24 protein-coding genes and 1 pseudogene are annotated in these 25862 nt (G+C 63.0%); 12 read left to right on the forward strand and 13 right to left on the reverse strand.

Annotated features, from left to right (window positions below):
* Nucleotides 1-159: 159 nt before the first annotated feature.
* From CKW39_RS01370 to trmB, 4 genes and pseudogenes are all read right to left on the reverse strand, one after another.
* Nucleotides 160-861 carry a PASTA domain-containing protein gene (locus tag CKW39_RS01370; RefSeq protein ID WP_254049220.1) on the reverse strand — a complete coding sequence of 234 codons (702 nt, stop codon included), beginning with the start codon at nt 859-861 and terminating at the stop codon, nt 160-162.
* A gap of 39 nt (nt 862-900) precedes the next feature.
* Nucleotides 901-1215: pseudogene (locus CKW39_RS15895) on the reverse strand (PASTA domain-containing protein); the annotation flags it as partial.
* A 32-nt stretch (nt 1216-1247) separates the two neighbouring features.
* Nucleotides 1248-1775 carry a hypothetical protein gene (locus CKW39_RS01375; RefSeq protein WP_095796390.1) on the reverse strand — a complete coding sequence of 176 codons (528 nt, stop codon included), beginning with the start codon at nt 1773-1775 and terminating at the stop codon, nt 1248-1250.
* 655 nt (nt 1776-2430) lie between these two features.
* The gene (gene trmB, locus CKW39_RS01380; protein WP_254049221.1) at nt 2431-3369 is read right to left on the reverse strand and encodes a tRNA (guanosine(46)-N7)-methyltransferase TrmB; all 939 of its coding nucleotides are present in this window, start codon (nt 3367-3369) and stop codon (nt 2431-2433) included.
* A gap of 149 nt (nt 3370-3518) precedes the next feature.
* Between trmB and CKW39_RS01385 the strand changes: the two genes are divergently transcribed.
* The 4 genes from CKW39_RS01385 (at nt 3519) to CKW39_RS01400 (ending at nt 8955) form a co-directional block, all read left to right on the forward strand.
* Nucleotides 3519-4748, forward strand: a complete 1230-nt coding sequence (locus CKW39_RS01385) for a multidrug effflux MFS transporter (protein WP_095796391.1) — start codon at nt 3519-3521, stop codon at nt 4746-4748.
* Between the two features lie 220 nt (nt 4749-4968).
* Nucleotides 4969-6414 carry a sodium:alanine symporter family protein gene (locus CKW39_RS01390; protein ID WP_095796392.1) on the forward strand — a complete coding sequence of 482 codons (1446 nt, stop codon included), beginning with the start codon at nt 4969-4971 and terminating at the stop codon, nt 6412-6414.
* 176 nt (nt 6415-6590) lie between these two features.
* Nucleotides 6591-8048, forward strand: coding sequence for an amino acid permease (locus tag CKW39_RS01395; RefSeq protein ID WP_095796393.1), 1458 nt, complete (start codon nt 6591-6593; stop codon nt 8046-8048).
* A gap of 52 nt (nt 8049-8100) precedes the next feature.
* Nucleotides 8101-8955, forward strand: a complete 855-nt coding sequence (locus tag CKW39_RS01400) for a D-hexose-6-phosphate mutarotase (protein WP_095796394.1) — start codon at nt 8101-8103, stop codon at nt 8953-8955.
* Between the two features lie 113 nt (nt 8956-9068).
* Here the strand turns inward: CKW39_RS01400 and CKW39_RS01405 are convergent, their stop codons facing one another.
* Both CKW39_RS01405 and CKW39_RS01410 read right to left on the reverse strand, forming a co-directional pair.
* Nucleotides 9069-10616: a sodium:alanine symporter family protein gene (locus CKW39_RS01405; protein ID WP_095796395.1), complete on the reverse strand. Its 1548-nt coding sequence runs from the start codon at nt 10614-10616 to the stop codon at nt 9069-9071.
* A 190-nt stretch (nt 10617-10806) separates the two neighbouring features.
* Nucleotides 10807-11202, reverse strand: a complete 396-nt coding sequence (locus tag CKW39_RS01410; RefSeq protein WP_095796639.1) for a hypothetical protein — start codon at nt 11200-11202, stop codon at nt 10807-10809.
* A 209-nt stretch (nt 11203-11411) separates the two neighbouring features.
* Between CKW39_RS01410 and CKW39_RS01415 the strand changes: the two genes are divergently transcribed.
* The 3 genes from CKW39_RS01415 to CKW39_RS01425 all read left to right on the forward strand — a co-directional run bounded on the left by CKW39_RS01415 (nt 11412) and on the right by CKW39_RS01425 (nt 15023).
* Nucleotides 11412-12188, forward strand: coding sequence for a type 1 glutamine amidotransferase domain-containing protein (locus CKW39_RS01415; RefSeq protein WP_095796396.1), 777 nt, complete (start codon nt 11412-11414; stop codon nt 12186-12188).
* Between the two features lie 185 nt (nt 12189-12373).
* Nucleotides 12374-13126, forward strand: coding sequence for an SDR family NAD(P)-dependent oxidoreductase (locus tag CKW39_RS01420; protein ID WP_095796397.1), 753 nt, complete (start codon nt 12374-12376; stop codon nt 13124-13126).
* A 256-nt stretch (nt 13127-13382) separates the two neighbouring features.
* The gene (locus CKW39_RS01425) at nt 13383-15023 is read left to right on the forward strand and encodes a DEAD/DEAH box helicase (protein ID WP_095796398.1); all 1641 of its coding nucleotides are present in this window, start codon (nt 13383-13385) and stop codon (nt 15021-15023) included.
* A gap of 100 nt (nt 15024-15123) precedes the next feature.
* Here the strand turns inward: CKW39_RS01425 and CKW39_RS01430 are convergent, their stop codons facing one another.
* Nucleotides 15124-15792 carry an HAD family phosphatase gene (locus tag CKW39_RS01430; protein WP_095796399.1) on the reverse strand — a complete coding sequence of 223 codons (669 nt, stop codon included), beginning with the start codon at nt 15790-15792 and terminating at the stop codon, nt 15124-15126.
* A gap of 96 nt (nt 15793-15888) precedes the next feature.
* Nucleotides 15889-16218, reverse strand: a complete 330-nt coding sequence (locus CKW39_RS15900; RefSeq protein WP_095796400.1) for a type II toxin-antitoxin system PemK/MazF family toxin — start codon at nt 16216-16218, stop codon at nt 15889-15891.
* 417 nt (nt 16219-16635) lie between these two features.
* Between CKW39_RS15900 and CKW39_RS01440 the strand changes: the two genes are divergently transcribed.
* From CKW39_RS01440 to CKW39_RS01455, 4 genes are all read left to right on the forward strand, one after another.
* Nucleotides 16636-17244, forward strand: a complete 609-nt coding sequence (locus tag CKW39_RS01440) for a hypothetical protein (RefSeq protein WP_216823136.1) — start codon at nt 16636-16638, stop codon at nt 17242-17244.
* On the forward strand, nt 17241-17804 hold the full coding sequence (locus tag CKW39_RS01445; RefSeq protein WP_165189173.1) for a GNAT family N-acetyltransferase: 564 nt from the start codon (nt 17241-17243) through the stop codon (nt 17802-17804). The genes CKW39_RS01440 and CKW39_RS01445 overlap by 4 nt, the downstream gene beginning before the upstream one ends.
* On the forward strand, nt 17788-18387 hold the full coding sequence (locus tag CKW39_RS01450; protein ID WP_095796401.1) for a DNA-3-methyladenine glycosylase I: 600 nt from the start codon (nt 17788-17790) through the stop codon (nt 18385-18387). Before CKW39_RS01445 ends, CKW39_RS01450 begins: the two co-directional genes overlap by 17 nt.
* A 99-nt stretch (nt 18388-18486) precedes the next feature.
* On the forward strand, nt 18487-19269 hold the full coding sequence (locus CKW39_RS01455) for a glucose 1-dehydrogenase (protein WP_095796402.1): 783 nt from the start codon (nt 18487-18489) through the stop codon (nt 19267-19269).
* Nucleotides 19270-19362: 93 nt separating this feature from the next.
* Here CKW39_RS01455 and CKW39_RS01460 read toward each other — a convergent pair whose 3' ends face one another.
* The 4 genes from CKW39_RS01460 to CKW39_RS01475 all read right to left on the reverse strand — a co-directional run bounded on the left by CKW39_RS01460 (nt 19363) and on the right by CKW39_RS01475 (nt 21574).
* Nucleotides 19363-19596, reverse strand: a complete 234-nt coding sequence (locus CKW39_RS01460; RefSeq protein ID WP_095796403.1) for a hypothetical protein — start codon at nt 19594-19596, stop codon at nt 19363-19365.
* A 165-nt stretch (nt 19597-19761) separates the two neighbouring features.
* Nucleotides 19762-20397 carry a DUF3618 domain-containing protein gene (locus tag CKW39_RS01465; RefSeq protein ID WP_095796404.1) on the reverse strand — a complete coding sequence of 212 codons (636 nt, stop codon included), beginning with the start codon at nt 20395-20397 and terminating at the stop codon, nt 19762-19764.
* A complete protein-coding gene (locus CKW39_RS01470; protein WP_095796405.1) occupies nt 20394-20864 on the reverse strand; it encodes a phage holin family protein in 471 nt (156 codons plus the stop codon). Before CKW39_RS01470 ends, CKW39_RS01465 begins: the two co-directional genes overlap by 4 nt.
* Nucleotides 20861-21574: a hypothetical protein gene (locus tag CKW39_RS01475; RefSeq protein WP_095796406.1), complete on the reverse strand. Its 714-nt coding sequence runs from the start codon at nt 21572-21574 to the stop codon at nt 20861-20863. The genes CKW39_RS01470 and CKW39_RS01475 overlap by 4 nt, the downstream gene beginning before the upstream one ends.
* A 236-nt stretch (nt 21575-21810) precedes the next feature.
* Here CKW39_RS01475 and clpB point away from each other — a divergent pair, with 236 nt between their 5' ends.
* Nucleotides 21811-24480 (forward strand): ATP-dependent chaperone ClpB, encoded by a 2670-nt coding sequence (clpB, locus tag CKW39_RS01480; protein WP_095796407.1) that lies wholly within the window; start codon nt 21811-21813, stop codon nt 24478-24480.
* A 125-nt stretch (nt 24481-24605) separates the two neighbouring features.
* Here clpB and CKW39_RS01485 read toward each other — a convergent pair whose 3' ends face one another.
* The gene (locus CKW39_RS01485; protein WP_254049222.1) at nt 24606-25769 is read right to left on the reverse strand and encodes an MFS transporter; all 1164 of its coding nucleotides are present in this window, start codon (nt 25767-25769) and stop codon (nt 24606-24608) included.
* Nucleotides 25770-25862 lie beyond the last annotated feature (93 nt).

The following is a 25862-nucleotide window of genomic DNA, read 5'->3' on the forward strand; positions in this document are numbered from 1 at the left end:
GTGCGGTATGTGTCCGGCGCGCATCTGAGGTGGCGCTAGAACCGTGAACCACGCGTGAGGGGCCGTTAGAACCTTTCTACGTTCGCAAAAGGGTTCCAACGACCCCACAGATGGTGGGTAGGGCGCTACCGGCACTTCAGATGTGCCACTGTGGCTGAACTACTGACTGCTGGGGGAGGACGTGCTCTCCGGGGAGGCGGATTCGCTCGGTTCTTCGGAAGCGCTCTCCGAAGGGTCGGCCGATGACGAGGAATTCGTCGAGTCCGAAGAACTTTCCTTCAACCCAGTCGCCTGAAAGTCGCCGAACACCAGACCGCAATCGCCTTGTTCGCTGGTCAGCCGGGCATCGATATTGAGTCGAACCACGTCCGCCACGGAGAACTTAACCTCTTCTGGTTCCGAGAAGGTGACGTTGTAGGTGCCATCTCCAAGTGGACGGCCCTGTTCGTTCGTGAATGAGACCGTTGCCTTGCACGCGGTGTCACTGTCCTCGGTGTTGATACCGAGTTTGCCTTCTACCTCGCTGTAATCACCGGCAAGATTGACACCGAATTCGGAAGAGGATCCGCTGTAGGACTCAAGCAACCATGCCTCGGCGTACTTCTCGTTTACGGTCTCAGCACTATCTACCTGAGGTCCGGAGGAACCGCCGGAAGTAATGGGTTTCGTATCCTTGAAGGGCATGGTCTGGGGTGGGCGCGCCACCTCCAATGTCACTGTGGCAGCGTTGCTATCACCGGCGTCCGGGTCCTGACCCACGACCTCGCCGTTCGGTGAATCGGGGGCGAAGACATCAGTTTCCTCGACCGTGAAGCCGAGGGTTTCCAAGTCGCGGCGAGCGTCATCAACAGATGAACCCATGACATTTGGAACGGCTGGGGGATCCCCGGCTACGGTGAGTGTCACTCGCGGACCGTCACCCTCGACGGGGGTGCCCTCTTCGGGGTCCTGGGCTATGACAGTTCCGGCGTCTTGGGATGAGGACTCAATCTGGGAGTCGAATCGAACGCCCAGCTCTGTCAGCTGCTCCTCTGCGCTGGATTGATCTTTGCCAACGAGGTTCGGGATCTCATTTGCGGGTGCAGCTTCGGTAGTGGTCTCGGCCGAGGCAGGTTCGTCTGTGGAAGTCTCGGATGAGTCACCGCCGTTGCAGGCGGTAAGCGCGAGAAGACAAGACAGAGCCAGACCAATGCCGGCTGTCGATCGTGAACGCATCTGTAACTCCTAGGGGTGAGGGGGTGAATGAGTTAGTTGAGGACGGCGTCTTCGATCGCCAAGACTTCGTTGGTTGAATCGCAAGAAGAGCCCAGTTCTGGTCGATGCTGCGCCGAAATGGTGATGTCCAAGTCCCCGTTTTCCTGAGCGGTCGCTTGAATACGCTGGATTGCACCGCGGGATATTCGGTAATTCTCTGATATCCCGGCACCCTGGGCAGTAACGGCATATGATCCGGAATTGTTATCGCCGGAGAACCCTTTGAGGGAGAAACTCACCCGGTCGCCCTGTTCCAGAGACCTGATGGTGAAGGTAGAGGTCTCCTGTGGGCAGGACTTAGCCTGCATTTCCACTCCGCTGACGGTGGCGGTAGTGCCATCACGTTGTACTTGGTATTTCTCCGGTGTTGGATCAATGCTCTCCATGAGCGTCCGGCCATTCGTGTGTCCCTCGCCTGTGACGTTCGGCTGAATAAGGGATATGGCAAGGGCGGTGATTCCGACAATCGTCAGGGCGGCCGCAGAGACTAACCGAATTTTCCAATTCAGTTTAGAGTGCATTGAGCTTTTGGATATCCTAACGAATAAAATTAAAGCAGCGCCTAGAAATGAGAAAGCGGCCAGGAGGCTTAGTGTCGGGATTGAGTCGAAGGGTATGTTTTTACTGGTTACGCCGAAGAATCCCAGGACAGTAAGTGCTGACGCGAAGAATGAGAAGGCCCCGTAGAATATTTTGGCAGCCTTTGCGGCACGGCTGCTTGGCCTTCGTCTGCCCGGTTGGCTCGGCTGGCCGCCACCCCTGTTCCCCATGTGTGTCCCCTGACCTGCATGAGCGCCCACTCATGTCTTATCTAGGGAGTGTGGGCAACAGAGCCCACGGGGATCAATGGGTCGAGGCAATAAATAGCGAAAAACAGCATATAAACACCATTGTTACGCGCCAGCGACTAGGGGTAACAGTAATTACATGCATAACCATGGAAATAGCTGATGCTCGTTGATGGTCAGGCGAAGATGGCTGACAGCTCATGCGCAGTGAGGACCCTCGGGTGCACGTGAGGGCTCGTTAGAACCCTTCTGCATCCGCAAAAAGGTTCTAACGGCACCTGAGGTGTTGGAGGCGGTTCTTTCGAGCCCTGAGATGTTCCCCCTCGATGGATCACGCGCGGAGTAGCAGCCCACGCTACGTAGGAACCGTCATCCGCAACATCGATGATCACCGACGGCGGTACGTCAGGTCCCTCGGGATCCGCCCGGCCTCGGTGGCCTTGCGCTCGAAGCTCGTGAGGATGCGGCCGTCCCAGCGGGGAGCCCAGCCCTGCTCGGGGTTTTCGTCGGTCGCGGCGGGGCCGGGGTTTACATTCTCGAAGTCGGAGGAGGCGCCGTCGAGGACCTCGCGCATGACCACCGCATACTCCTCCCAGTCGGTAGCCAGACGCCACAGCCCACCCTGCTCTAGCACACGGGCGGCGAGTCCGGCGAAGCGCGGGGACACCAAGCGGCGCTTGTGGTGGCGAGTCTTGTGCCACGGATCCGGGAAGAACACCCACAACTCATGGACGGAACCGGGTTCCAGCATGTGCTCGAGTACCTCGGGGGCGTTCGCCTGTGCCACGCGAACGTTGGTCACACCCGCCTGGGATGCCTTCATCAGCAGATCTGCGATGCCCGGCTTGTAAACCTCGACAGCCAAGTGGTCCAGCTCGGGGTGCGCGAGTGCGTGATTCACGATCGCCTCACCCAAGCCGGAACCGATCTCCACCACCAACGGTGCCTTGCGACCGAACAGCGCCTCGTGGTCCAACCGGAAAGACGGGTCCACAGAGGTATCCGTCATGACGCGGGGGATGTCCAGCACCCACTGGGATGCGTATTCATCCCAGGCTTTTTGACGCTTGGGGGAGAGGCGATCCCCACGGCGCACGAACGAGTACGGCTGCTTGTGGAAGACCGGTCGTTCGCCCGGGGCCTTCGACGGCGCTGCCTCGCTACCGGCGGCCGCATCGGCGCCAGCGCGGGGGGCGGATTCGACAGCCGCCGCGTCCGCGGAAACCGAAGCGGCGTCGTCGGCACCGGAAGTGCCAGAAGAAGCGGAAGGAGCAGAAGAGGCGGCCTGCGGATCGGGAGTCTGGGAGGAATCATTGCTGGAGTTCATCGTTGAACATCCTAGGTCCCCGAGCGACATATTGACCCACCAGCAGGCAGCGAGGCCCTAGCATTGAGTGGCCCGCAACAGCCTCGAGAGCCCAGGATCAAGCCGGGAACCACGCAGAGCGGCGCACCACCCGAAGGAGCAGGACACCTATGAGTCAGAGTTCCGCCGAGTCCCACCCGTTCCGGAGTCGTTTGGCGCTGAACCCGCGGGTGGATCGTGTGGTGTTGATCGGTGCGCTGGGTATCCTCTCGGCGGTCAGCCCCATGGCCACGGACGTGTACCTCGCGTCCATGCCGGATATGGGTCAGTACTTCGAATCGACCGCGTCGCTCGTTCAGCTCACCCTGACCACCTACATGATCGGCATTGCGCTGGGTCAGTTCTTACTGGGCCCGCTGTCCGACGTGCTGGGTCGGCACAAGCTCATGGTCGCCGGCAACGCGTTGTTCGTGGTGGCATCGCTGGGCATCGTCTTCGCGACCACCATTGAAATGGTCCTGATTCTCCGCGGCATCCAGGGCATCGCCGGTGCGGCCGGGGTGGTGATCGCGCGCGCCATGGTCTCGGACATGACTTCGGGACGCACGGCCGCGCAGCTCTACTCCGTCCTGGCGCTGATTACGTCACTCGCGCCCGTGGTCGCCCCATTACTGGGCGGCGTGATCGCCACGGTGGCCCAATGGCAGGCAGTGTTCTGGTTGCTGACCGGCTTCGGCCTGTTGATGCTCGCCTGCTCGGTGTTCGTGATCCCCGAAACGCTCCCCAAGGCACGGCGCTCGCAGGGCGGTTTGGGCCGCATTGTGCGCAACGCGGTCACGGTCGTGAAGGACCGTCGATTCACGCTCTACGCCATGGTCTTCGCCTTCGGGTTCGGCTCGCTGTTCGCGTACGTCTCGGCGTCCTCCTTCGTGATCCAGAACGTCATGGGCTACAGCGCGCTCGCGTACTCGGTGATTTTCGCCGTCAACGCCGCCGGTGCGATCGTCACCGCCACCCTCAACACCAAACTGGTCAAGAACCATGAGCCGCGCTCGCTCCTTCTCATGGGCGTGACCGGCATGAGCGTGACCGCGTGCCTCAACATGATCCTGGTGCTGCTGGGCGTCGTGGGTATCCCCACGCTGATCCTGCTGTTCCTCATGCAGTCCTGCATCGGTTTCATCTTCGGCAACGCGGTGGCCCTGGCTCAGCAACGCGCACACGCTCACGGCCTCTCCGGCACCGGCTCCGCGGTGGTCGGCATGTCCCAATTCATCTTGGGCGGCATCGTCTCGCCGCTGTCCGGTCTTGCCGGGGACCACTCCGCGGTTCCCATGGTGATCACGATGGCCGCATGCGCACTCGTCGCACTGGGTGCGGTTCTCGCCGCCCGAAAGTAACGCACCTCCAGATTCACGAAAGACGACGACGCCGCTCGCGCGAGCGGCGTCGTCGGCGTCCTGAAGCGCAGGCTAAGCAAGCTGCGAAGTCGACACAACCACCCGGGAAACACCCGGTACCTGGTGATTGGCCCTGAATGTGGTTCAATTCCACCCAACGAGATACAGCTCACAATCGGTGACGTATCACAGATCCCACCTCACGATCAGAGGCCTCTCTATGATTGATTCACTCACTAATGCCCTGGATACTGCAGGCGCTTTCATTTGGGGACCGTGGTTCCTCATCCCCCTGCTCTTGGGAACCGGTGTTTATCTGACCATCCGTCTGGGTGGTATTCAACTGTTCAAATTGATCCCCGCGCTGCGGCTCGCGCTGTTCGAGCGCAAGGACAAGGACGCCCTCGGAGGCGACGTTTCCCAGTTCCAGGCCTTGACCACCGCTCTCGCGGCCACCGTGGGTACGGGCAACATCGTGGGTGTTGCCACGGCTATCGCCATCGGTGGTCCCGGCGCACTGTTCTGGATGTGGGTCACCGGTGTTGTCGGCATGGCCTCCAAATACTCTGAGGCGTTCCTGGGTGTGCGGTTCCGTACCCGCGATGCCGCCGGTGAGATCTCGGGCGGACCGCAGTACTACTTGAAGCGAGGCATTCCTAACGGCTTCGGCACGTTCCTCTCGTTGTTCTTCGCGATCGCCGCAGTGCTCGCCTCCTTCGGCATTGGCAACATGACCCAGGGCAACTCGATCTCCGCGAACGTGGAGTCCTCGTTCGGTGTGCCCGTGTGGATCACCGGCCTGGTGCTGGCCGCTCTGACCCTGTTGGTCCTGGTGGGCGGCATCAAGTCGATCGGTAAGGTCACCGCCGGTCTGGTTCCCATCATGATCATCTTTTACGTGTTGGGCGCCCTGTACATCCTGATCGTGAATGTGGACGCCGTTCCCGCAGCCTTCGGGCTGATCTTCGGTGACGCCTTCACCGGAACCTCCGCCGTGGGTGGCTTCGCCGGTTCCGCGATCATCCTGGCCGTCCAGATGGGCGTCGCCCGAGGCATCTTCTCCAATGAGTCCGGCATGGGCTCGGCGGCCATCGCTGCTGCGGCTGCGCAGACCACCCACCCGGTGCGTCAGGGCCTGGTGTCCATGACCCAGACCTTCATCGACACGATCATCGTGGTGACCTGCACGGGCCTGGTCATCGTGACCACGGGTGTGTGGGATCAGGGCAGCGATAGCGCGGCCACCATGACCGGTGAGGCATTCACTCACGGTCTGCCCGGCGTGTGGGGTCACCTGATCGTGACCGTGGGCCTGGTGCTCTTCGCATACTCGACCATCCTGGGCTGGGCCTACTACGGCGAACGATGCATGGAACGACTCTTCGGCCGCCGCGCCGTGATGCCCTACCGCGTGTTCTTCTCGGTGGTCGTGTTCATCGGCGCCACGGTTCCGTTGGCTCTCGTGTGGTCCTTCTCGGACGTCATGAACGGTCTGATGGCGCTGCCCAACCTGTTGGGTCTGCTGATCCTGTCGGGGCTGATCGCTCGCGAGACCAGGCACTACTTGCGCAACGATCCCAAGCTGCGGGCCACCAAGGGCGACGTGGACACGTTCATGAAGGACCACGACGGCGGTATTGACACGTACGAGCACACCAACCGCTGATCATGCAGCGACAGTCCGCACGACGAATTGATCGAGTCGGCTGAGCATGTCAGACGACGGCTAAGGCCCCCGGAATTCGAATCCGGGGGCCTTAGCCGTGCCGACATGCGGTCAACCCCGGCGCCGGTTCCACGTCGGTACTGGCCAGGCCGTGGTGAGGAGTACTCTCTGACGTTATGACTCACGAGCACGTGGCAGAAACTTCGCATGACCGACCCGGTCTCAGCCGAGGTCTCAGCAACCGACACATCCAGCTGATCGCGATCGGCGGCGCCATTGGCACCGGCCTGTTCATGGGATCGGGGCGCACGATTTCCCTTGCGGGACCCTCCGTGGTGTTCGTGTACATGATCATCGGGTTCTTCTTGTTCTTCGTCATGCGGGCCATGGGGGAGCTGTTGCTCTCCAACCTGCACTACAAGACGTTCGCGGATTTCGCCGCAGACCTCGTGGGGCCGTGGGCCGGGTTCTTCGTCGGTTGGTCGTATTGGTTCTGCTGGGTGGTCACCGCGGTGGCCGAACTCGTGGCGATCACCGCGTACGTCCAGTTCTGGTGGGCCGAGGTCCCGTTGTGGCTGCCTACTCTGGCGGTAGTGGCCGTGATTTTCATCCTGAATGTGGCCAGCGTGAAGAACTTCGGTGAGATGGAGTTCTGGTTCGCGCTGATCAAGATTGTGGCCATCGTGTCCTTGATCGTGGTGGGCGTGATCATGGTGGCCACGCGTTTCACGTCCCCGGACGGTCAGGTGGCTCAGGTGTCCAACCTCTGGAACGACGGCGGCTGGTTCCCCAACGGCGCCATGGGTGTGGTCGCGGGATTCCAGATCGCAGTGTTCGCGTTCGTGGGCCTGGAACTCGTGGGAACCACCGCGGCCGAAGCGCGCAACCCCCGCAAGACCCTGCCCCGGGCCATCAACTCCGTGCCGGTGCGCATCCTGATCTTCTACGTCGGAGCGTTGCTGGCCATTCTCATGGTCACCCCGTGGAGCTCGGTGGATCCCGGGCAGTCTCCGTTCGTGTCCATGTTTTCCTTGGTAGGGCTGGCCGGTGCCGCGTCCGTGGTGAACTTCGTGGTGCTGACGTCCGCAATGTCCTCCGCCAACGCCGGGGTGTTCTCCACATCCCGCATGATGTTCGGCCTCTCCGCGGAGGGCAGCGCGCCCCGTTTCTTCCGTCGCCTGAGCAAGGCGGGAGTACCCGCCCGCGCGCTCGGGTTCACGGCGCTCGTGCTGTTGCTGACCATCCCCGTGCTCTACGCGGGTGACTCGATCATCGAGGCCTTCACCCTGATCACCACCGTGGCCGCCCAGCTGTTCATGTTCGTGTGGTCCATGATCCTGGTGTCCTACATTTGCTATCGCCGTAAGCACCCGCAGCGCCATGCCGCCTCCGAATACAAGATGCCCGGCGGGCTGTTCATGTGCGCCGCGGTGCTCGCCTTCTTCGCGTTCGTGGTCTGGACGCTCACCACCGAGCCGGAAACCGCGGCCGGCCTGGTGTCCCTGCCCATCTGGTTGGGCGGACTGGGTATCGCTTGGGCCTTCGTGCGCCGCACGGCAACCCACAAGCAGGCCTTCCAGTGGTTCAAGGCCGAGATGGAGAAGCCGGTCGATCACGCCGAACTCGAGCGGTAATGTGTCGGTTCCGCTGAGCCGCCCAGTGCTGACCAGTGCCTAAGCTGGAGGCATGACTCGACTTCCCGCGCCCCTGACCCTTTTCTGCCCGTCCGGTTCCGGGACGGTGCGCACCTATGGCGCGCACGTGATGTCCTGGGCGCCCACCGGTTTCGATCCGGTGTTGTGGGTCTCGTCCCAGGCCAAGGACAGCGTGGGAGATGCAATCCGCGGTGGTGTGCCCATCTGCTTCCCGTGGTTCGGCCCCGGCCGCTCCGGCGACATGAAGCCCGCCCACGGTTTCGCGCGCATCGCTGAGTGGAAGCTCGCGGACAGGATTCGCAACTACGACGACGCCGCTGCTGCCACCGCGCGCTTCATCCTCACCCACGAGGACATCGACCGGCAGCTGCGCGGCGCGTTCCCGCACAAGTTCCGCGCCGTCTACACCGTGGATTTCGGCGCCAAGCTGACCATGTCGCTGACCGTGACGAACACCGGCTCCACCGCGTTCGAGTTCGAAGAAGCCCTGCACACTTACTTGTCGGTGGGCGACTCCCAGCGGATTGCCATCGAGGGGCTGGAGGGCGCCCGCTACTTCGACAAAGTTTCCCAGCAGGAACAGTCACAGTCGGGACCCATCACCATCACGGACGAGACCGACCGCGTTTACTACTCCGAGGACACCGTCCAGGTCAAAGACCCCGCGATGGCCCGCACGATTACCGTGGCCAAGGAAGGCTCGGCCAACACCGTGGTGTGGAATCCGTGGACCGAGAAGTCCAAGGCCATGGACGACTTCGCCGATGACGAGTGGCAGTCCATGGTGTGCGTCGAGACCGCCAACGTTCTCGACAACGCCGTGCGATTGGACGCCGGTGCGTCCCACACCATGACCCAGCGTCTTTCGGTGGGCCGCGGGGCCTAGATCCCAGAACCGCTGCAGACGCGGAGACGACAGTGGCGGGTGCCCGGGGTCATCCCCGGGCACCCGCCACTGTCACCGGGCTTGGCATTTTCCCGGGCCGTTACGTGGGATCACTACTTCGTGGGCGAGGCAGCATCCGGGCGCTTGGGGGTGTGTGCAGAGTCGTTCGCCTGGACGATCGACATGGAACCGGTTTCGGACAGCGCGGGCTGCTCCGAGGTCAGGTCCACGGTGTGGTCGATCTGCGCGTCCAAGGCGCCTGGGTGCTCACCCATGAACCGGTCGATCTCTTCGGTGGTCGCGGTGAAGTGAGGATCGTGCTTGAGGTAGAGCCGGGTTTCGCGCACCACCAGGCCGGACAGGATCACCAGTCCGATCAGGTTGGGGATGGCCATGAGCCCGTTCATGATGTCCGAGAAGGACCAGACCAGGGTCAGGGGAGCCAGGGCGCCCAGTCCGGCGGCGATCGAGAAGAGCACGCGGTAGATGGCCGCAGCCTTGTAACCCGCCAGACGTTCCATGTTGCGCTCGCCGTAATAGGCCCAGCCGAGCACGGTGGAGTACCCCAAGAGCACCAAGCAAATCGTCACCACAATGCCGCCCCATTCACCGGGCAGGCCGGTGGAGAAGGCGATGGAAGTCATTGTGCCCGGATCTCCCTGGTCCCACACGCCTGTGGTGAGGATGACGAAACCGGTGATCGAGATGACCACCAGGGTGTCCACAAAGGTCTGGGTCATGGAGACCAGGCCCTGGCGCACCGGGTGGTTGGTTTGCGCCACGGATGCCGCAATCGAGGCGGTACCCATGCCGGATTCGTTGGAGAACAGCGATCGGGCTGCGCCCATCTGGATGGCCATCATGATCGTGGAGCCCACGAAGCCACCGGTGGCTCCCATAGGGGTGAACGCTCCGGTGAAAATCAAACGGAAGGCTTCGGGGATGCCCTGGAAATTGACGCCGATGATGTACAGACCGGAGACGATGTACAGCACGATCATCAGCGGCACCATCAACGTGGTGACCTTGGCGATCGAGCGAATGCCGCCCAACAGCGCCAGACCGGTAGCAATGGCGAGCACTACAGCAGTAAGAACGGGAGGAACAGAGAACGTATGTTCCAAGTTGCTTGCAATGGCGTTGCCCTGGGTCATGTTGCCGATACCGAAGGTCGCCACCACGCAGCACACTGCGAACATGAGGGACAAAAAGCGCCCGAACTTATTGGGAATACCGCGCACCAGGTAAACCTGCGGTCCACCGGTGAGCTGACCGGCCGAGTCGCGCGTGCGGAATCGGACACCCAGGAAGCACTCCGCGTACTTGGAAGCCATGCCGAACAGGGCAGTGATCCACATCCAGAACAACGCACCCGGACCGCCGATGAAGATCGCGGCTGCGACGCCCACAATGTTGCCGGTGCCCACGGTTGCGGCCAGTGCGGTGGACATGGCCGCGAACGAGGAGATCTCGCCCTTTTCGCCGTTCTGCTTGGAGCGTCGTCCGAAGCCCAGGCTCATGGCCTTGCCGAACAGCACGAATTGAATGCCGCGCAGTCGGATGGTCAGGAAGACGCCCACTCCCAGGAGCAGGGGGATCAGAAGCCAAGGCCCCCAGATCACATCTCGGATGGCATCCATTACTGATTGCAGCGTGTCCATGGGGGTCGCGGCTTTCCTCGAGGGGGTCAACGAATTGTCAGTTAAGGTACCAGCGAGTCACCTGTGACTTACCGCTCATCTGACGGCGAGTCCGCTTAAGACGGGAGCGTTACGGTCTGGGGCTTTAAACGGCGACGACGCCGCAGCGTCTCGCTGCGGCGTCGTCGTACGTTCCGAATAGGAAAGGAGCCTACTTCTGGACCACCAGGGCTGCACCAATGGCGGCCATGAAGGCGTCCTTGGACAGGGTCATGCCGGACTCGGAGGGGCGGATGCCGTCGTCCTGGGTCATCTCCGGGTTGCGGAAGTACATGGTGAGCAGGCCTGCGGAGAATGCCAGCAGACCGGCGCCTGCCAGGCGCTTGGAGACGAACGGGGTCACGAGCATGGCGCCGATGGCCAGTTCCGAACCTGCGATGAACTTGCCGAAGGTCTCGGAATCCCAGTCCGCGAACTGGGGCACGCCGGTCGCGGCGAACTGCTTGAGGCCCTCTGCGGACTCTTTGTCCAGGCTCAGCTTGCCGTAACCGGACTGCAGCAGGAATGCGCCGGGTACGGCGCGGAGGATGGCGTTGGAAATGCGCACGTCAATGCCCTTTCGGTGGGAAAGCACGGGCGATCTACAGGACCCGCGTGAATTGTCGGTTTCATGCTAACAGCGGATGTATGTGATGTGTCAACAGTTGCTGCGGCAAGGTGCCGTCAGCGAACGGCGCTGGAAGCACACTGGCCACCCTGCCTAGGGTGAACTCGTTCACGAGCGCGCAGCATGTGCGCCGGGCGAAAGGAGCATACATGGATATTGGAACCATGAAGAAGGTTCTGTTGGTACTGACCAGCCATGACACCTTGGGCGACACCGGAGAGGCCACGGGCTACTTCGTGGGTGAGGCGGCACACCCCTGGAAGGTGTTCCGCGACGCCGGATACTTCGTGGACTTCGCGTCCATCGAGGGTGGCCAGCCGCCACAGGACGGGCTGGATGAGGAAGACCCCATTCAGGTGGAGTTCACCACCGACGAGACCGTTAAAGCATCCCTCTACAACACCCCCAAGATCGCCGTGGTGGATCCCTCGCAGTACCACGCCGTGTTCCTGGTGGGCGGCCACGGAACCATGTGGGACTTCACCGGCAACAAGAATCTGCAGAAGCTGATCGCGACCGTGTACGACAGCGGCGGTGTGGTCGGCGCGGTCTGCCACGGTCCTTCCGGCCTGGTGGACGTGGAGCTCGCCAACGGTATCGGTCTGCTGTCCGGCCGCAAGGTAGCAGCGTTCACCAACGCGGAGGAAGAAGAAGTGGGCAAGACCAAGGTGGTTCCCTACCTGCTCCAGGACAAGCTCGAAGAGCAGGGTGCCACGGTCAAGGTCGCCGATAACTGGGAAGACAACGTGCAGGTGGACGACCACCTGGTCACGGGCCAGAACCCGCAGTCCGCCGGCAGCGTGGCCAAGGAAATGACCAAGCTCCTCACCGAGGTAGTGCTCGAGGAAAAGGCCGAAGAAGAAAAAGCCTCCGAAGAACTGCGTGCCGAGAAGGACGCGGAGAAGGCGGCCGACGAAGTGGACTGACTCCTCAGCTATCAGCAACTGATCACCACGGGTGAGCAGTGAGAACCAGCGGAAGCGGCCCGGGATTCCCAGGCCGCTTCCGCTGTCTGCGAGACCGGCCAACAACACAGGAGCATCCCTGGCATTTGTGCGCGAAAACACTAAGACTTGAAGGGAGAAAGTGATCCCGAAGAGAAGGAGTGGATATGTCTGAGTTCAGCGGGCGCGTGGCATTGGTGACCGGAGCGGCGTCGGGAATCGGTGAGGCGATTGCCAAGGATCTGGCCAGGCGCGGTGCCAAGGTCGTGGTGACCGACATCGATTCGACCGGTATCGACAACGTGGTCCAGGCCATCATGGCCGCCGGTGGTGACGCCGCAGGTATTCGCCAGGACGTCTCCAAGCGCGAGGATGCGCAGGCGTCCGTGGACTTTGCCGTGCAGACCTACGGTGGCTTGCACTACGCCGTCAACAATGCGGGTGTGGGCGGCCAGGTCGAGGCCTTGGGCGAGACCGATATGGACGCGTGGGACCGCACCGTGGCCATCGACCTCAACGGTGTTGCGTACGGCATGGCCGCCGAACTTCCGGTGATCGAGCAGCATGGCGGTGGGGCCATCGTGAACATCGGCTCGATCCACTCGACCGTGGCCACCGGTGTCGGAAACAGCGCGTACACCGCCGCCAAGCACGGCGTGGTGGGCCTGACCAAGCAGACCGCCGTGGACTACGGACAGCGCGGAGTGCGCATCAACGCGGTGGGTCCGGCGTACATCGAAACCCCGTTGCTCGCGAACCTCCCTGCCGGTGCCAAGGAAGCATTGATCAACGCCCACCCCATGGGTCGTCTGGGCACCTCGGAAGAGGTCGCGCAGCTGACCACGTTCTTGCTGTCGGAGGGCGCATCCTTCATGACCGGCGGCTACTACCTGGTGGACGGTGGCTACACGGCCATCTGATCCGTCGCGTCTCTGAAACGTGCGGCCCGGAGCCTGGAAAAGGTCCGGGCCGCACGCCTGTTCCCAGTCAGTGGTGAGTGGGCCTGTGGCATGCGTCCTAACCCGCCAGTAGGTGACGTGTGTACACTGGCTAAGTTCCCTCGTGCATTTCACGAGGTTGGCGCGCCGGTCCAAGGCGCGCAGTTCGCGCCCCAGATTTGGCTTATGGCGCGTGCGCGCGGAATCGTTTCGCGTGGACCAACCTGAAAGACTTTCCTTGTCTACTAATTTCGTAAACCTCGGCGTGCCCGAGGTCCTTTCGGCTGACCTTGCCCGTACCGGCATCACCGAAGCCTTCCCCATTCAAGAAAAAACCCTTCCCGATTCGCTGGCCGGCCGGGACGTCCTGGGCCGTGGTCGCACAGGCTCCGGCAAGACCGTGGCCTTCGCGTTGCCGCTCGTGGCTCGCCTGGCTGGCATGGTCGACGACGCCGCTCGCGCACCTCGTCGCGCCAACCGCCCCACCGGGCTGGTGCTGGCTCCCACCCGCGAGCTAGCAACCCAGATCGACCGCACCGTGGCCCCGCTGGCCAAGGCCGCCGGCCTGAGTACCACCGTGATCTTCGGCGGTGTGTCCCAGAAGCGCCAGGAGCAGGAACTCGCCAAGGGCGTTGACATCGTGGTGGCTTGCCCGGGCCGCCTGGATGACCTGCTCAAACAAGGCGTTCTGACCCTGGATGAGATCCGCGTGACGGTCCTCGACGAGGCCGATCACATGGCCGACATGGGCTTCTTGCCCGTGGTCACCCGAATCCTGTCCCGCACGCCCAAGGGAAGCCAGCGTCTGCTGTTCTCCGCAACCTTGGACAATGGCGTGGACACCCTGGTCAAGAAGTTCCTGAGCAATCCCGTGTTGCACTCGGCGGACGTTGCCAAGGCAGCGGTGACCACCATGGATCACCACGTGCTGGTCGTGAACAACGACGACAAGCAGGCGCTCATCGAGACCCTGGCCTCCGGTACCGGTCGCCGCGTGATGTTCACGCGCACCAAGTACCGCGCCAAGAAGATGGCCAAGAAGCTCAACCAGTCGGGTATCCCCGCGGTCGACTTGCAGGGCAACCTGTCGCAGAACGCTCGTGACCGCAACCTGGCCGCGTTCTCCGAGGGCGAGGTGCGCGTGCTCGTGGCCACTGACGTGGCCGCCCGCGGCGTGCACGTTGATGACGTGGAGTTGGTCGTTCACATCGACCCGCCCGCCGAGCACAAGTCCTACCTGCACCGCTCCGGTCGTACGGCTCGCGCCGGCGCTTCCGGTTCCGTGATCACCATTTCCACGACCGAAGAGCGCGGCGACGTGGACAAGCTCATGCAGAAGGCCGGCGTACGCGCTCGCATTGACGCCGTATCTCCCGGTTCCGAGATCGTCGCGGACCTGGTGGGCGAGCGCGCCGAGCGCGTTGCCTACCAGCCCGCGCCCCAGTCCGGTAACGGTGGCGGCCAGGGCGGCCGTGGTTCCAAGCCGCGCTCGGGTGGTCGTTCCGGTGGCCGTAACGACGCCGCTCGCTCCGGCGGCCGCAATGGTGGCCGTTCCGGCTCAGGCCGTTCCCGCTCCGAGCGAGACGGTTCCCCTCGCGGCGGTGAGGCTCGCACCGAGGGCAAGCGTTCCGGTGGTACCCGTTCGGGCGGTGCGCGCAGCAACGTGTCCCGTTCCGACGCCGCCGGTTCCGGCAACCGTCGCTTCGGCGGCAAGTCGCAGGGTTCCGGTTCGGCATCGGGCGCTCGCAGCGACAAGCCTCGCGGTGAGCGCAGCGGCTCCGGCCAGCGTTCGCACTCGTCCGGTCAGACTCCGGATCGCGCAACCGCCGCGGCACAGCGCCGTCGTCGGGCGAATCGCCAGGACCAGGGCACCCGCTAAACTCGGGCACTGATCAAGTAGGGCGGCCAGTTTCGATCGAAACTGGCCGCCCTACTTTCTGTCGTCTGAAAGTGCTGTTCAGCTATTCAGCGCGTGAGCGTCACGGCTTGAGCATCCTCAGGAAGTCCAGGGTGAGCTCCGAGTGGTTGGGAACGTGCACCACACCGGGCTGGGGTGGGATCTCCTGTTCGCCCGGGACCGCCACGGTGATGATGCCTGCGGCAACGCCGGATTGTGCGCCCGAGGGGGAATCCTCGATGACCACGCAGTCCTGCGGCTCCACACCCAGGCGCTTGGCGGCCTGGAGGTAGGCGTCCGGATCAGGCTTGGGCTTCACACCCGCGGCGACCTCTTGGTCACCGATGATCACCTGAAAAAGGTTGTCCGGCGCGATCGATGCCGTGTACTTGGCGACGTCCGTGGTCGCATTGGTAACGATCGCCGCGGGGATCCCGGCCTCCGCGAGGTCTTTGAGCAGCGGCTCGACGCCCGCGATAAAGCCCGGAGGGTTCTCTTCGAGGATCTTCTCGAGCACGGTGTAGAACTCCTGGAACACCTGGTCCAGGTCACCGGGAACACCGAGCTCGCTGAGGCGCTCGACCGTCTTGGCGATGGGCTTGCCCAGGGTCGCGTCCGTATCGGCCTGGGTCCATTCCCCGCCGTGCGTTGCCGCCAACTGCTCCTTGCCCTGGGCCCACAGGGGCTCGGTGTCCACCAGGGTTCCGTCGTGGTCGAAAAGTACTGCGCGAGGGAATGAAGTAGCGGTCATAGTGTCACTGTACTGGCCGCATCTGACACCAAAGTGGGCGTGACTGGCGCCAAGATAGGGCGACAGCTGGTCTTCGTGAGGTGGGCGCTAGGATACTCAGCCGCTTGGGGACAGCCCGAGGGCTGCCATCAGTCCGGGTGCGATGAGATTCATGGTTCGGCGGCTCAGCGCCCCTGCGGGTTCAGCTTGGTTGAGATCTTCATCCCAGAGTTCCGTCAAGGAATCGCATACGATCCATCCGTGAATGCTCTCGCCCGCGGGGAGGGCGATAACTGTCGGAAGGTTCGCATGGCGGTTTGTCGTGGTCACGCGAACCGCAAGCGCGGTGTCGAAGTTTCTATTTCGAGGATTGTGAGAGACGACGACCCACATTTTCGAGCCCACGGTCTGATCCAGTGTCGCTTCCCAAATTTGCCCCCGGAGCATCCGGGTCACTGGGGGCCCGCTGTGCCGCGAGGCCGTTGGGTAGCCCGCTTGCGTCGACTATCCCGGGAGTCTTGGATTTCCACTGCGATTTGGGCGTACTGAAGGTCCATATGGAACTCGCGAATTCGCTGGAAGCCCATTTCAACAACCGCATGAAGAAGGGCCGCATCGGATGACTTTTCGGAGACGTTACCGGGGAGGGTCTCAAGTACCTCGGGCGCTCGTCTGAGAGCCTCAAGATCTGCTTCGTCCCGATCTGAGAGGGGGAGGGATAGACGCCGGGTCTTTTGTGGGGATGACATGCATCAATCTTTGCAGCATAAATTGAATCACTCAAGAGCGGTGGGGCCGTAATTCACCTTGTTGTCTGGGCAGGGAGGTCGCAATCTTCGATGGCGGCGCACTTACGATGAAGACATGAGCACCTACGAAATGCATCCCCGCGAATTGCACCGATCCGGTTCTGCATGGCGACGCGCGTTGCCGGGGATGATGTCCACGGTGGCCATGGTGTTGGTGATCTGGGTCGTCTTCGGGCGGATCCTCGTGGATGCACTGGGGTCGCTCGTGTGGGTTTACGCCTTCGCGTTGGGACTTCCGCTCATGGTGCTGCACACGGTGGCCGCGGTGCTGTTCAGCAAGGACGCCAAGTTCTACCCCTCCCAAGCGGTCACCCAGCGCGCGGGTCTCACGGCGATTGGTTCATGGATCGTCACCGCGCTCTTCGGATTCTTCCTCCCGGACTCCACGCCGGACGGTCCAGAATCCGTGTTCACCGCCCTGACCGGCCCGGACATGTTGGGCATCTCCTATGGTTTCGCCAATACCTTCGGTGTGATTTCCATGGCCATGGCGGTCGCCCTGGTGCTGCTGGCGCTCACCGATCTCCGTAACACCCGGCGGGCCATGAGCGGAGAACCGCTCAGCGAGGACGAGCTGCTTGATCGTATGGAGGCCCAGCACGCCCGTGGTGAGTCTGGACAGGAAGGCGGCGCAGCGGCGTCGTCGGAATCGAACCTGCAGTGACGCGACCCCTGAAGACGGCGCGACTGATCTTGCGACCCTACTCGGTCGACGACGCCGCGTTCGTCCAGGACCTCTATTCGCGCGCGGACGTGCAGCGATACCTGGGCGACGGTGCGCAACGCGTGCGGACTCCGGAGGCCGCGCGAGCCAAGATCGCGGCGTGGAACGAGCGCTACGTGGCCGATCCGGTGCAGGGGTTGTGGGCGGTGTGCCTGGCGGACGGAACCATGACGGGGTCTCTGCTGCTCAAACCCATTCCCGACAGCGGTACCAAGGCGGAGCGGGACATCGAAATCGGCTGGCATTTCCACCCCGACCACTGGGGCCGCGGTTACGCAACCGAAGCAGCGCGGGTGGTCCTGGAGCACGCTTTCGCGGCCGGTCTCGATCGCGTAGTGGCCGTGACCAATCCGGCCAACAAGCCATCCCAAGCGGTGTGCCTGCGACTGGGCATGACGCACCTGGGGCTGAGCGAGGCTTATTACGACGCCGCCTGCGAACTTTTCGAGCTCACGGCACCGGCCGTGGGGAAGGGGCACTCGCGTGGCGAGCAATCCTGATCTGGTCATCGGCGAGGACGGGCTCGCGCGGCCCGTGTGGGCCGCCAAGGACCCGTTGCTGCGCGACTACTACGACACCGAGTGGGGCATGCCAGTCCGGGACGAGACCGGGATGTTCGAACGGGTGACGCTAGAGGCGTTCCAGGCCGGGCTGTCGTGGCGCACGGTCCTGGCCAAGCGACCGGCCTTCCGGGAAGTGTTCAAGAACTTCGACCCGGGCATCGTGGCGGAGTTCGGCCAAGCGGACGTGGACAGACTGTTGGAGGACGCCCGCATCATCCGGAACCGACAGAAGATCGTCGCGGCCATCAACAACGCCAAGGCCACGGTGGCCCTGCGGGAGGACGGAGGACTGGTGGATCTGGTGTGGTCGTTCAAACCCGCCGACACTCCGCGACCCGAGACGTTCGCGCAGGTCCCGACCGTCTCCAACGAGTCCAAGGCCTTGTCCAAGGAACTCAAGAAACGTGGATTCTCGTTCGTCGGGCCGACCACCATGTTCGCTTTGATGGAAGCGATCGGCATGGTGGACACCCACCTCCTGGGTAGTCACCGGCGAGGGACCTCCGGGGTGTGGGCCTGACACTTAAGGAAGCGTTCGTGTCTGATCGATACGGTGGAACGGAAGGCGCTGATCCGCGCCCCATCGCCACCAGCTTCTCCGGCTAGGAAAGGACATCACATGGCTCGTTTCACCGACAAAGTAGTGATCATCACCGGCGCAGCATCCGGCCTGGGCCTGGAATCCGCCGTTCGCATCGGCTCCGAGGGCGCCAACCTGGTCCTCGTGGACCTCAAGGAAGACGCACTGGAAGCCGCCAAGGAGCTGGTCCTCGAAACCGCCCCCGAGGCCAAAATCCTGACCGTGGCCGCCGACGTCTCCGACGAAGCCCAGGTCCAGAAATACGTGGACGCCACCGTCAACGAGTTCGGTAAGATCGACGGGTTCTTCAACAACGCCGGAATCGAAGGGCGGCAGAACCTCACCGAAGATTTCGGCGCCGATGAATTCTCCAAGGTGCTCTCCGTCAACCTCAACGGCGTGTTCTACGGTATGGCGGCCGTCCTGAAGGTGATGCGTGAGCAGGGCTACGGTTCCGTGCTGAACTGCGCGTCCGTGGGTGGCATTCGCGGTGTGGGCAACCAGTCGGCTTACTCCGCCTCCAAACACGGCGTGGTGGGTCTGACCCGCAACTCGGCGGTCGAGTACGGCCAGTACGGCATCACCATCAACGCCATTGCCCCGGGTGCGATCATGACCGCCATGGTCGAGGCGTCCCTCAAGCAGATGGACCCCGAGAACTGGGAGGAAGCGGGCATGCAGTTTGTATCCGTGAACCCGTTCAAGCGGTTTGGCAAGCCTGAAGAAGTGGCCTCGGTGGTCGCGTTCTTCCTGTCCGGCGAGGCTCCGTTCGTCAACGGCACGGTACTGCCTATCGACGGCGGGCAGTCCGCCAAGTACTGACGGTTGCGGCGGCGTCGGCCCGCTCGCCGACGCCGCTCACGAACTTGCCCCGCGAATCTCAACGATTCGCGGGGCAAGTTCCGTTCTCGAGATTTATTGGCCGCGGCGGCGCAGGTAGGTGTGCCCGTTGGCGTCCTTGACCATCTCGAAGTCGTCCTGGAGGTTCTGGTACCAGTCCTTGGCCTCGTCACTCATTTCGGTATTGCCGCGCAGGTTCATGGAGCTGCGGTTGGCCGGGCCCACGAAGCGCATCACGAAATTGTCGAAGCGACGGAACCGGCTCGGTTTGCGCGGAGTGGGCTGCTCGGACGGGGAATCGCTGGCCACGGTGGGTCCCTTCGGAAACGGCGGGCGAGGTGCCGGAATGCGGCACCGGTGACGGACACTATCTACTGTCCAGCTTAAGGCACTAAGTGAGAAGGTGGGGACGCAACGAGGGCCCCTGACCGTTTCTGATCAGGGGCCCTCGACATCATGCACAACCGTCAGGCATCAGGCCTGTTGGGTGTTGTCCTTGACGTTCTTGGCGGAATTCTGAGCCGAGCCCTTGAGCTGGTCTGCTTCACGCTGACCCTGGGACTTGACCTCTTCAGCACCGGACTGTGCGGTCTCCTTGACGGACTGCGCGGCTTCCTTGGCCGGCTCCTTCAGGTCCTGCGCGATATCCTGTGCGGCTTCCTTGGTGGAGTCCACGGCGCTCTGGACGTGCGGCTGAACGCGGTCAGCGGCATCGGCCACGAGTTCCTGTTCCTTCTTGCTCGAAGGCAGGAGCGAACCGACCAGCCAGCCGGCACCGAGGGCAATCAGGCCGGCGGCCAGCGGGTTGCCACGGGTCTTCGCCTTGGCTGCGGCCGGAGCATTGCTGACGGCGTTGCCTGCCTGATCCATGCGGTAGGAGGCCTCGTCGCGCAGATCGTGGGCGGCGTGGTGGCCAGCGACACGGGCGTCGTCCGCGGAACCCATGATGGATTCACGCACACCCTGGATCTTGTTGCGGGCCTTGTTCTTCTGGCGATCCACGACGTTTTCGGGGGTCACCTTTTCGGTGACGGCGTCCACGTCTGCGCTCAGGCGAGCACGGGTGGCTTCGATCTCGGCGCGGATTTCTTCGGGGTTCTGCTGGCTCATCGGGTCTCCTTGGAAGGCTTCACGGTATCCGGGATTTCGCTGACGGTTTCGCGGGTTCTCGGCAGCGGATCGCGAGTGGCGTGAGCCATCTTCCGCTTGCCCTGGTCGAGATTCTTCTTGCCCACTACGGCGAGGATCGCAGCGATGATCGCCCAGATGACCGCGACGATCAGCGCGGACCAGCCCAGGCCCATCACGTTGCCCAGGCCCCACATGAGTGCGAGGGACAAGAACAAGAGGACGAAGTGGCCGGCGACACCGGCACCGCCCAGGATGCCCGCGCCCTTACCGGCGTCTTTGGCTGAATCCTTGGCTTTCTCGACGGACTGAGTTGTCTCCGCCTTGGCCAGCGCAATTTCCTGCTGGATCAAGGTGGTCAGGTTGGTGCTCAGTGACTTGAACATCTCACCGAGCGATTCGTGCTCCGCCCGCTGCTCAGGCTCTGACGGTGGAATGGGGTGGCTCATCGACGCTCACCGTGCTCTCCGGGGTAAACGGAACCGGGAACCTGGTCGGTGTAGGTGCGGGGAGCCTGACCCTGTGCGTCAGCGTGGTACGCGTAGGTCTCGTCCGCAGCGGGAGTGCCGTAGACGCGCGGCTGATTGACGGCAGCGGCGTTGTTGCTGTTGCCGATCTCGTCGCTGTCCTTGGCACTGCGAGTTGCGCGGCCGGCCAGCAGGCCGATACCCGCGGCGATCGCCAGGAAGGTACCGGGACGGCGAGCGGCGAAACGGCGGACGTCGCCGAGCAGATCCTCGGCGTTCTTGTTCTCGAGGGAGGAAGCAAACGAATCAACGGTGCCGGAGACATTGCCGAGCAGACCGGATACGTAGTCGGTTTCAGGCTTCTTGCCCTGAGAAATGGCGCTGACCTCGTCGCTCACGGAGCGCGCGGTGGACGCGAGACGCTCCTGCTGCGGGCCCACGTAGCTCTGCAGATCGTCCTTGAGCTGGCCCAGGAGATCCTTGGCCTGGTGTGCGGCTTCGTCCTTGGCGGCTACGGCCTGGTCCTTGGCCGTCTCCTTCACTCGGCGGCCGGATCCGGCTGCCTCGTTCTTGAGCTGCTGGCCTTCGGCCTTGCTGGATTCCGCCGCGATGTCCTTCTTGGAAGGCACTTCGGTGGAACCCTGGGTGTTGGCCTTCTGGCCGCCCGGACGCTGGTTGTTCTTGTTGCTCATAGTGGCACCTTTCATACAACACATGGTCGACTTGATAAGGGTACAGATCTTTTCCCAACAAGAAAGGTTGCGTATTAACTTTTCAGCTCTGGGCGGCGAGCCTGGGGTGTGGGGTCATGGGCATCACATCCCCCGACTTGCTTTTTCGCGCTTTGACCCCTTCACATTCAGACTTGAGCGTAGTAGACTCAACTTAGCTGAACTAGCAAGGATCACAACTGTCAGAAGGAGCTGCTATGGACACCAAATTCACCACTAAGTCTCAAGAGGCGTTGGCTGCAGCGGCCACGAATGCCTCGACCGCGGGTAACCCGCAAATCGAACCGGCACACCTGCTCAAGGCGCTGATGGACCAGCGCGAGGGTGTGGCGGTTGCCGTGCTCAAGGCCACCGGCGCCAACGTGGACGCCGTTTCCGTGAAGGCCAGCGACATCATCAACCAACTGCCCAGCGCCTCCGGCGCGAACACGCAGCAGGCACAACTCAACCGGGCGGGACTGCAGGCGCTGCAGGCTGCGGAGAACTACGCGCGTGAACTCGGCGACGACTATGTCTCCACCGAGCACTTGCTCTTCGGAGTCGCCTCCGGCAGTGACAAGGCCGCGAATGCTCTCGAAGAAGCAGGCGCCGGTCCCGCAGAACTGCGCAGGGTGATCCCTGCCGTCCGCGGGGATCGCAAGGTGACCAGCCCGGACCCGGAGGGAACCTTCCAGTCCCTGGAGAAGTACGGAACGGACCTCACCGCCATTGCCCGTGACGGAAAACTGGACCCGGTGATCGGCCGTGACTCCGAGATCCGCCGCGTGGTCCAGGTGCTGTCCCGCCGTACCAAGAACAACCCCGTGCTGATCGGTGAACCCGGTGTCGGTAAGACCGCCGTGGTCGAGGGGCTGGCTCAGCGCATGGTCGCCGGCGACGTACCGGAGTCCCTGCGTGGCAAAACACTGATCTCCCTGGACCTGGGCTCGATGGTCGCGGGTGCCAAGTACCGCGGTGAGTTCGAGGAACGCCTCAAGGCCGTCCTTGATGAGATCAAGCAGTCCGAAGGTCAGATCGTGACCTTCATCGACGAGATTCACACCGTGGTCGGCGCCGGTGCCTCGGAGGGTTCCATGGACGCGGGCAACATGCTCAAGCCCATGCTGGCGCGGGGCGAGTTGCGCCTGATCGGTGCGACCACCCTGGACGAGTACCGCCAGAACATCGAGAAGGACGCCGCCCTGGAACGCCGCTTCCAGCAGGTGTACGTGGGTGAGCCATCGGTGGAAGACACGGTGGCCATCCTGCGTGGCCTCAAGGAACGCTACGAGGCACACCACAAGGTGCAGATTGCGGACTCGGCACTGGTTGCAGCAGCCACGCTGTCCAATCGGTACATCCCGAGCCGTCAGCTGCCGGACAAGGCCATTGACCTGGTGGATGAGGCCGCTTCGCGGTTGCGTATGGAGATCGACTCCGCCCCGGAGGAGATCGACCAGCTGCGCCGCCAGGTGGACCGCCTGACCATGGAGGAACTTGCCCTCGAGGACGAAACGGACCCGGCGTCCGTCGAACGCCTTGCAGCGCTTCGCCAGGACATGGCGGACAAGCGGGCCGAATTGGATGCACTCAACGCTCGTTGGGAAGCCGAGAAGGCCGGTTTGAACCGCGTCGGTGATCTCAAGGCCAAGATCGACGACCTGCGCTCGCAGGCCGAACGCGCCCAGCGCAACGGTGATCTGGGGGAGGCTTCGCGACTGCTGTACGGCGAGATTCCTGGTCTGCAGAAAGACCTTGACGCTGCACAGGCGCAGGAGGAAGAGGCCGGTGAAACCCCCGAGGACACCATGGTCTCGGAAGAGGTCACCGCGGATGACATTGCCGAGGTGATTTCCGCCTGGACCGGTATCCCCGCGGGCAAGATGCTGCAAGGTGAGTCCGAGAAGCTCCTCGACATGGAGGAGATCCTCGGTAAGCGTCTGATCGGCCAGAAGCCCGCTGTGCGCGCCGTGGCGGATGCCGTTCGTCGTTCGCGTGCCGGGATCTCGGACCCGGACCGCCCCATCGGGTCGTTCCTGTTCCTGGGCCCCACCGGTGTCGGTAAGACCGAGCTGGCCAAGTCCCTCGCAGATTTCCAGTTCGACGACGAGCGCGCTCTGATTCGTATCGACATGTCCGAATACTCGGAGAAGCACTCCGTCTCCCGTCTGGTCGGTGCCCCTCCGGGCTACGTCGGCTACGACGAGGGCGGCCAGCTGACCGAAGCCGTGCGGCGTCGTCCGTATTCGGTGGTCCTGTTGGACGAGGTGGAGAAGGCTCACCCCGAGGTCTTCGACATCCTGTTGCAGGTCCTCGATGACGGGCGTCTGACCGACGGCCAGGGCCGCACCGTGGACTTCCGCAACGTGATCCTGATTCTGACCTCGAACATGGGCAGCCAGTTCCTGGTCGACCAAAACTTGGACATGGAGCAGAAGAAGGAAGCGGTCATGAACGTGGTCAATGCCTCGTTCAAGCCCGAATTCTTGAACCGTCTGGACGACATCATCATGTTCGATCCGCTGTCGGTCGAGGACCTCGCCAAGATCGTCGACATCCAGGTGGCTCAGCTCGCCAAGCGGCTTGAACCGCGCCGTCTGACGCTGGATGTCACCTCGGCAGCCAGCGAATGGTTGGGCCTGGCCGGTTACGATCCCGCCTACGGTGCTCGCCCGCTTCGCCGTCTGGTGCAGCGCGAGATCGGCGACCGCCTGGCTCGCGGCCTGCTCTCCGGAAACATCGTGGACGGTGACACGGTGGTCGTGGACGTCAACCCTGACGTCGCCACCGAGGGCCTCACGGTTACCTCGTCCCACGACGACGCCGCCGGCTCGCCTTCCAGCGGCAACGACGATGACATCGTGGACGCGGAGATCGTCGAAGACTGATCCGCGGTATTTAGACAGACACCAACCCAGTCCGACCGATGCAATACAGCGCCGGTAGTGGCCCCGAGGGGGTTGCTACCGGCGCTTCTGCCTGTCCGCTGTCTCGGTGTGGAAGCGCGGAATGATCAGCGCGCCCCGTGAACCGCTCTTCGATCCGGTGGAGTTCGATTGGCGGGAACCGGTCGGGGCTGTCCGGCGATGGCGACTGCGCCGATAATCGCGGCTGCGAAAAACATCACGGGTGCGGAACTGAAGTCTTGCAGCGCGCCGAGAAGCCAAGCGCCAACGGCCTGTCCGAGTGCCAGGGCCACAAAAAGAACGACCGTTCCCGCAGCGGCCGAGCGTGGGGTCAACCGCATGGCCCACACGATCAGGACGCCCGTCATGGCGGTGTAGCCCGCGCCGAACAGTGACACCGCTGCGAAGGCGATCACCGGGTGCCCGGGGTCCACTCCGACGCCTGCGGTGCCCACTAGCATCGCCAGATTGGTCAGCGACCACGCCCGACTCAGCGACCAGCGTTGAACGAGTCGGGCGGCCAACGCGCCGGCAACGCTCATGGCACCCAGCAGAATCCAGGCCGTGACCGAATATGACTGCCCGGTGAAAAAACTGGGGGAGGCCGCATCGAGCGCCGATCGGCCGAAGGTCCATACTGCGGCACTTCCCGCCCCCGAACACAGGGCGATAGCGACGACGCGTCGCAAGGCGAGAAGGTCGTGCGGGCGGACGTGTGCATCGGCAGCCGGCTCACCGAACCTTGAGGTGTGGTGAGGGTGCCCGGCGCGAGCCGAGGTGAGTGTGGCCACCGTGGCAAGCGCCGTGGTGATGGCGATGATGGTCCATCCGGTACGCCAATTCTCGGTTGTCGTTGCCAACAACAGGCCGGCGGCAACGAGCCCCACGCCCGTGCCCGAATTGACCGTGGTCTGGGCGCCTTCTCTTTTGGCTTCCCCGATGATGCGCGAGATCAGTCCCACGGTTCCCGGTGTGGCGAAACCTGCGCCGGTACCGGCCACCACCACGCCGATCCCCAAAACCGCGGTACTGGGGGCAGTCGCCACCGTGAGTGCGCCCGCCGAGGCAGAGGCTCCAGCGCAGACCACGAGGAGACGAGGCCATTTGGCTCCGAGCGCGGCAATTACGGCGGCGACACAGTAGGACAGGAAACTACCCGCCTGAATCATGCCTGCGGTGGCGCCAGCGAGATCGAAGGCCTGCTGGAACTGCGGAAGAAATAGGCCGTATCCGAACCGCGCCAAACCGTACGTGGCGGCGATGAGTCCCATGCTGCTGAGGATGAGGCGCACAGGAAACTCCTTTCTAAAACGATCGTTACATTTATAGTAACGTACGTTCTAGTTTTCTCGGTTTAGAGTTGA

The organism is Kocuria sp. WRN011 (assembly GCF_002295155.1).
Lineage (GTDB): Bacteria > Actinomycetota > Actinomycetes > Actinomycetales > Micrococcaceae > Kocuria > Kocuria carniphila.

Excerpts from the sequence above, each read along its gene's own strand:
- CKW39_RS01370 (WP_254049220.1), bottom strand. The coding sequence starts at position 861 with ATGGGTTCATCTGTTGATGACGCTCGCCGCGACTTGGAAACCCTCGGC.
- CKW39_RS01375 (WP_095796390.1), bottom strand. The coding sequence starts at position 1,775 with ATGCACTCTAAACTGAATTGGAAAATTCGGTTAGTCTCTGCGGCCGCC.
- trmB (WP_254049221.1), bottom strand. The coding sequence starts at position 3,369 with ATGAACTCCAGCAATGATTCCTCCCAGACTCCCGATCCGCAGGCCGCC.
- CKW39_RS01385 (WP_095796391.1), top strand. The coding sequence starts at position 3,519 with ATGAGTCAGAGTTCCGCCGAGTCCCACCCGTTCCGGAGTCGTTTGGCG.
- CKW39_RS01390 (WP_095796392.1), top strand. The coding sequence starts at position 4,969 with ATGATTGATTCACTCACTAATGCCCTGGATACTGCAGGCGCTTTCATT.
- CKW39_RS01395 (WP_095796393.1), top strand. The coding sequence starts at position 6,591 with ATGACTCACGAGCACGTGGCAGAAACTTCGCATGACCGACCCGGTCTC.
- CKW39_RS01400 (WP_095796394.1), top strand. The coding sequence starts at position 8,101 with ATGACTCGACTTCCCGCGCCCCTGACCCTTTTCTGCCCGTCCGGTTCC.
- CKW39_RS01405 (WP_095796395.1), bottom strand. The coding sequence starts at position 10,616 with ATGGACACGCTGCAATCAGTAATGGATGCCATCCGAGATGTGATCTGG.
- CKW39_RS01415 (WP_095796396.1), top strand. The coding sequence starts at position 11,412 with ATGGATATTGGAACCATGAAGAAGGTTCTGTTGGTACTGACCAGCCAT.
- CKW39_RS01420 (WP_095796397.1), top strand. The coding sequence starts at position 12,374 with ATGTCTGAGTTCAGCGGGCGCGTGGCATTGGTGACCGGAGCGGCGTCG.
- CKW39_RS01430 (WP_095796399.1), bottom strand. The coding sequence starts at position 15,792 with ATGACCGCTACTTCATTCCCTCGCGCAGTACTTTTCGACCACGACGGA.
- CKW39_RS15900 (WP_095796400.1), bottom strand. The coding sequence starts at position 16,218 with ATGCTCCGGGGGCAAATTTGGGAAGCGACACTGGATCAGACCGTGGGC.
- CKW39_RS01440 (WP_216823136.1), top strand. The coding sequence starts at position 16,636 with ATGAGCACCTACGAAATGCATCCCCGCGAATTGCACCGATCCGGTTCT.
- CKW39_RS01455 (WP_095796402.1), top strand. The coding sequence starts at position 18,487 with ATGGCTCGTTTCACCGACAAAGTAGTGATCATCACCGGCGCAGCATCC.
- CKW39_RS01465 (WP_095796404.1), bottom strand. The coding sequence starts at position 20,397 with ATGAGCCAGCAGAACCCCGAAGAAATCCGCGCCGAGATCGAAGCCACC.
- CKW39_RS01470 (WP_095796405.1), bottom strand. The coding sequence starts at position 20,864 with ATGAGCCACCCCATTCCACCGTCAGAGCCTGAGCAGCGGGCGGAGCAC.
- CKW39_RS01475 (WP_095796406.1), bottom strand. The coding sequence starts at position 21,574 with ATGAGCAACAAGAACAACCAGCGTCCGGGCGGCCAGAAGGCCAACACC.
- clpB (WP_095796407.1), top strand. The coding sequence starts at position 21,811 with ATGGACACCAAATTCACCACTAAGTCTCAAGAGGCGTTGGCTGCAGCG.
- CKW39_RS01485 (WP_254049222.1), bottom strand. The coding sequence starts at position 25,769 with ATGGGACTCATCGCCGCCACGTACGGTTTGGCGCGGTTCGGATACGGC.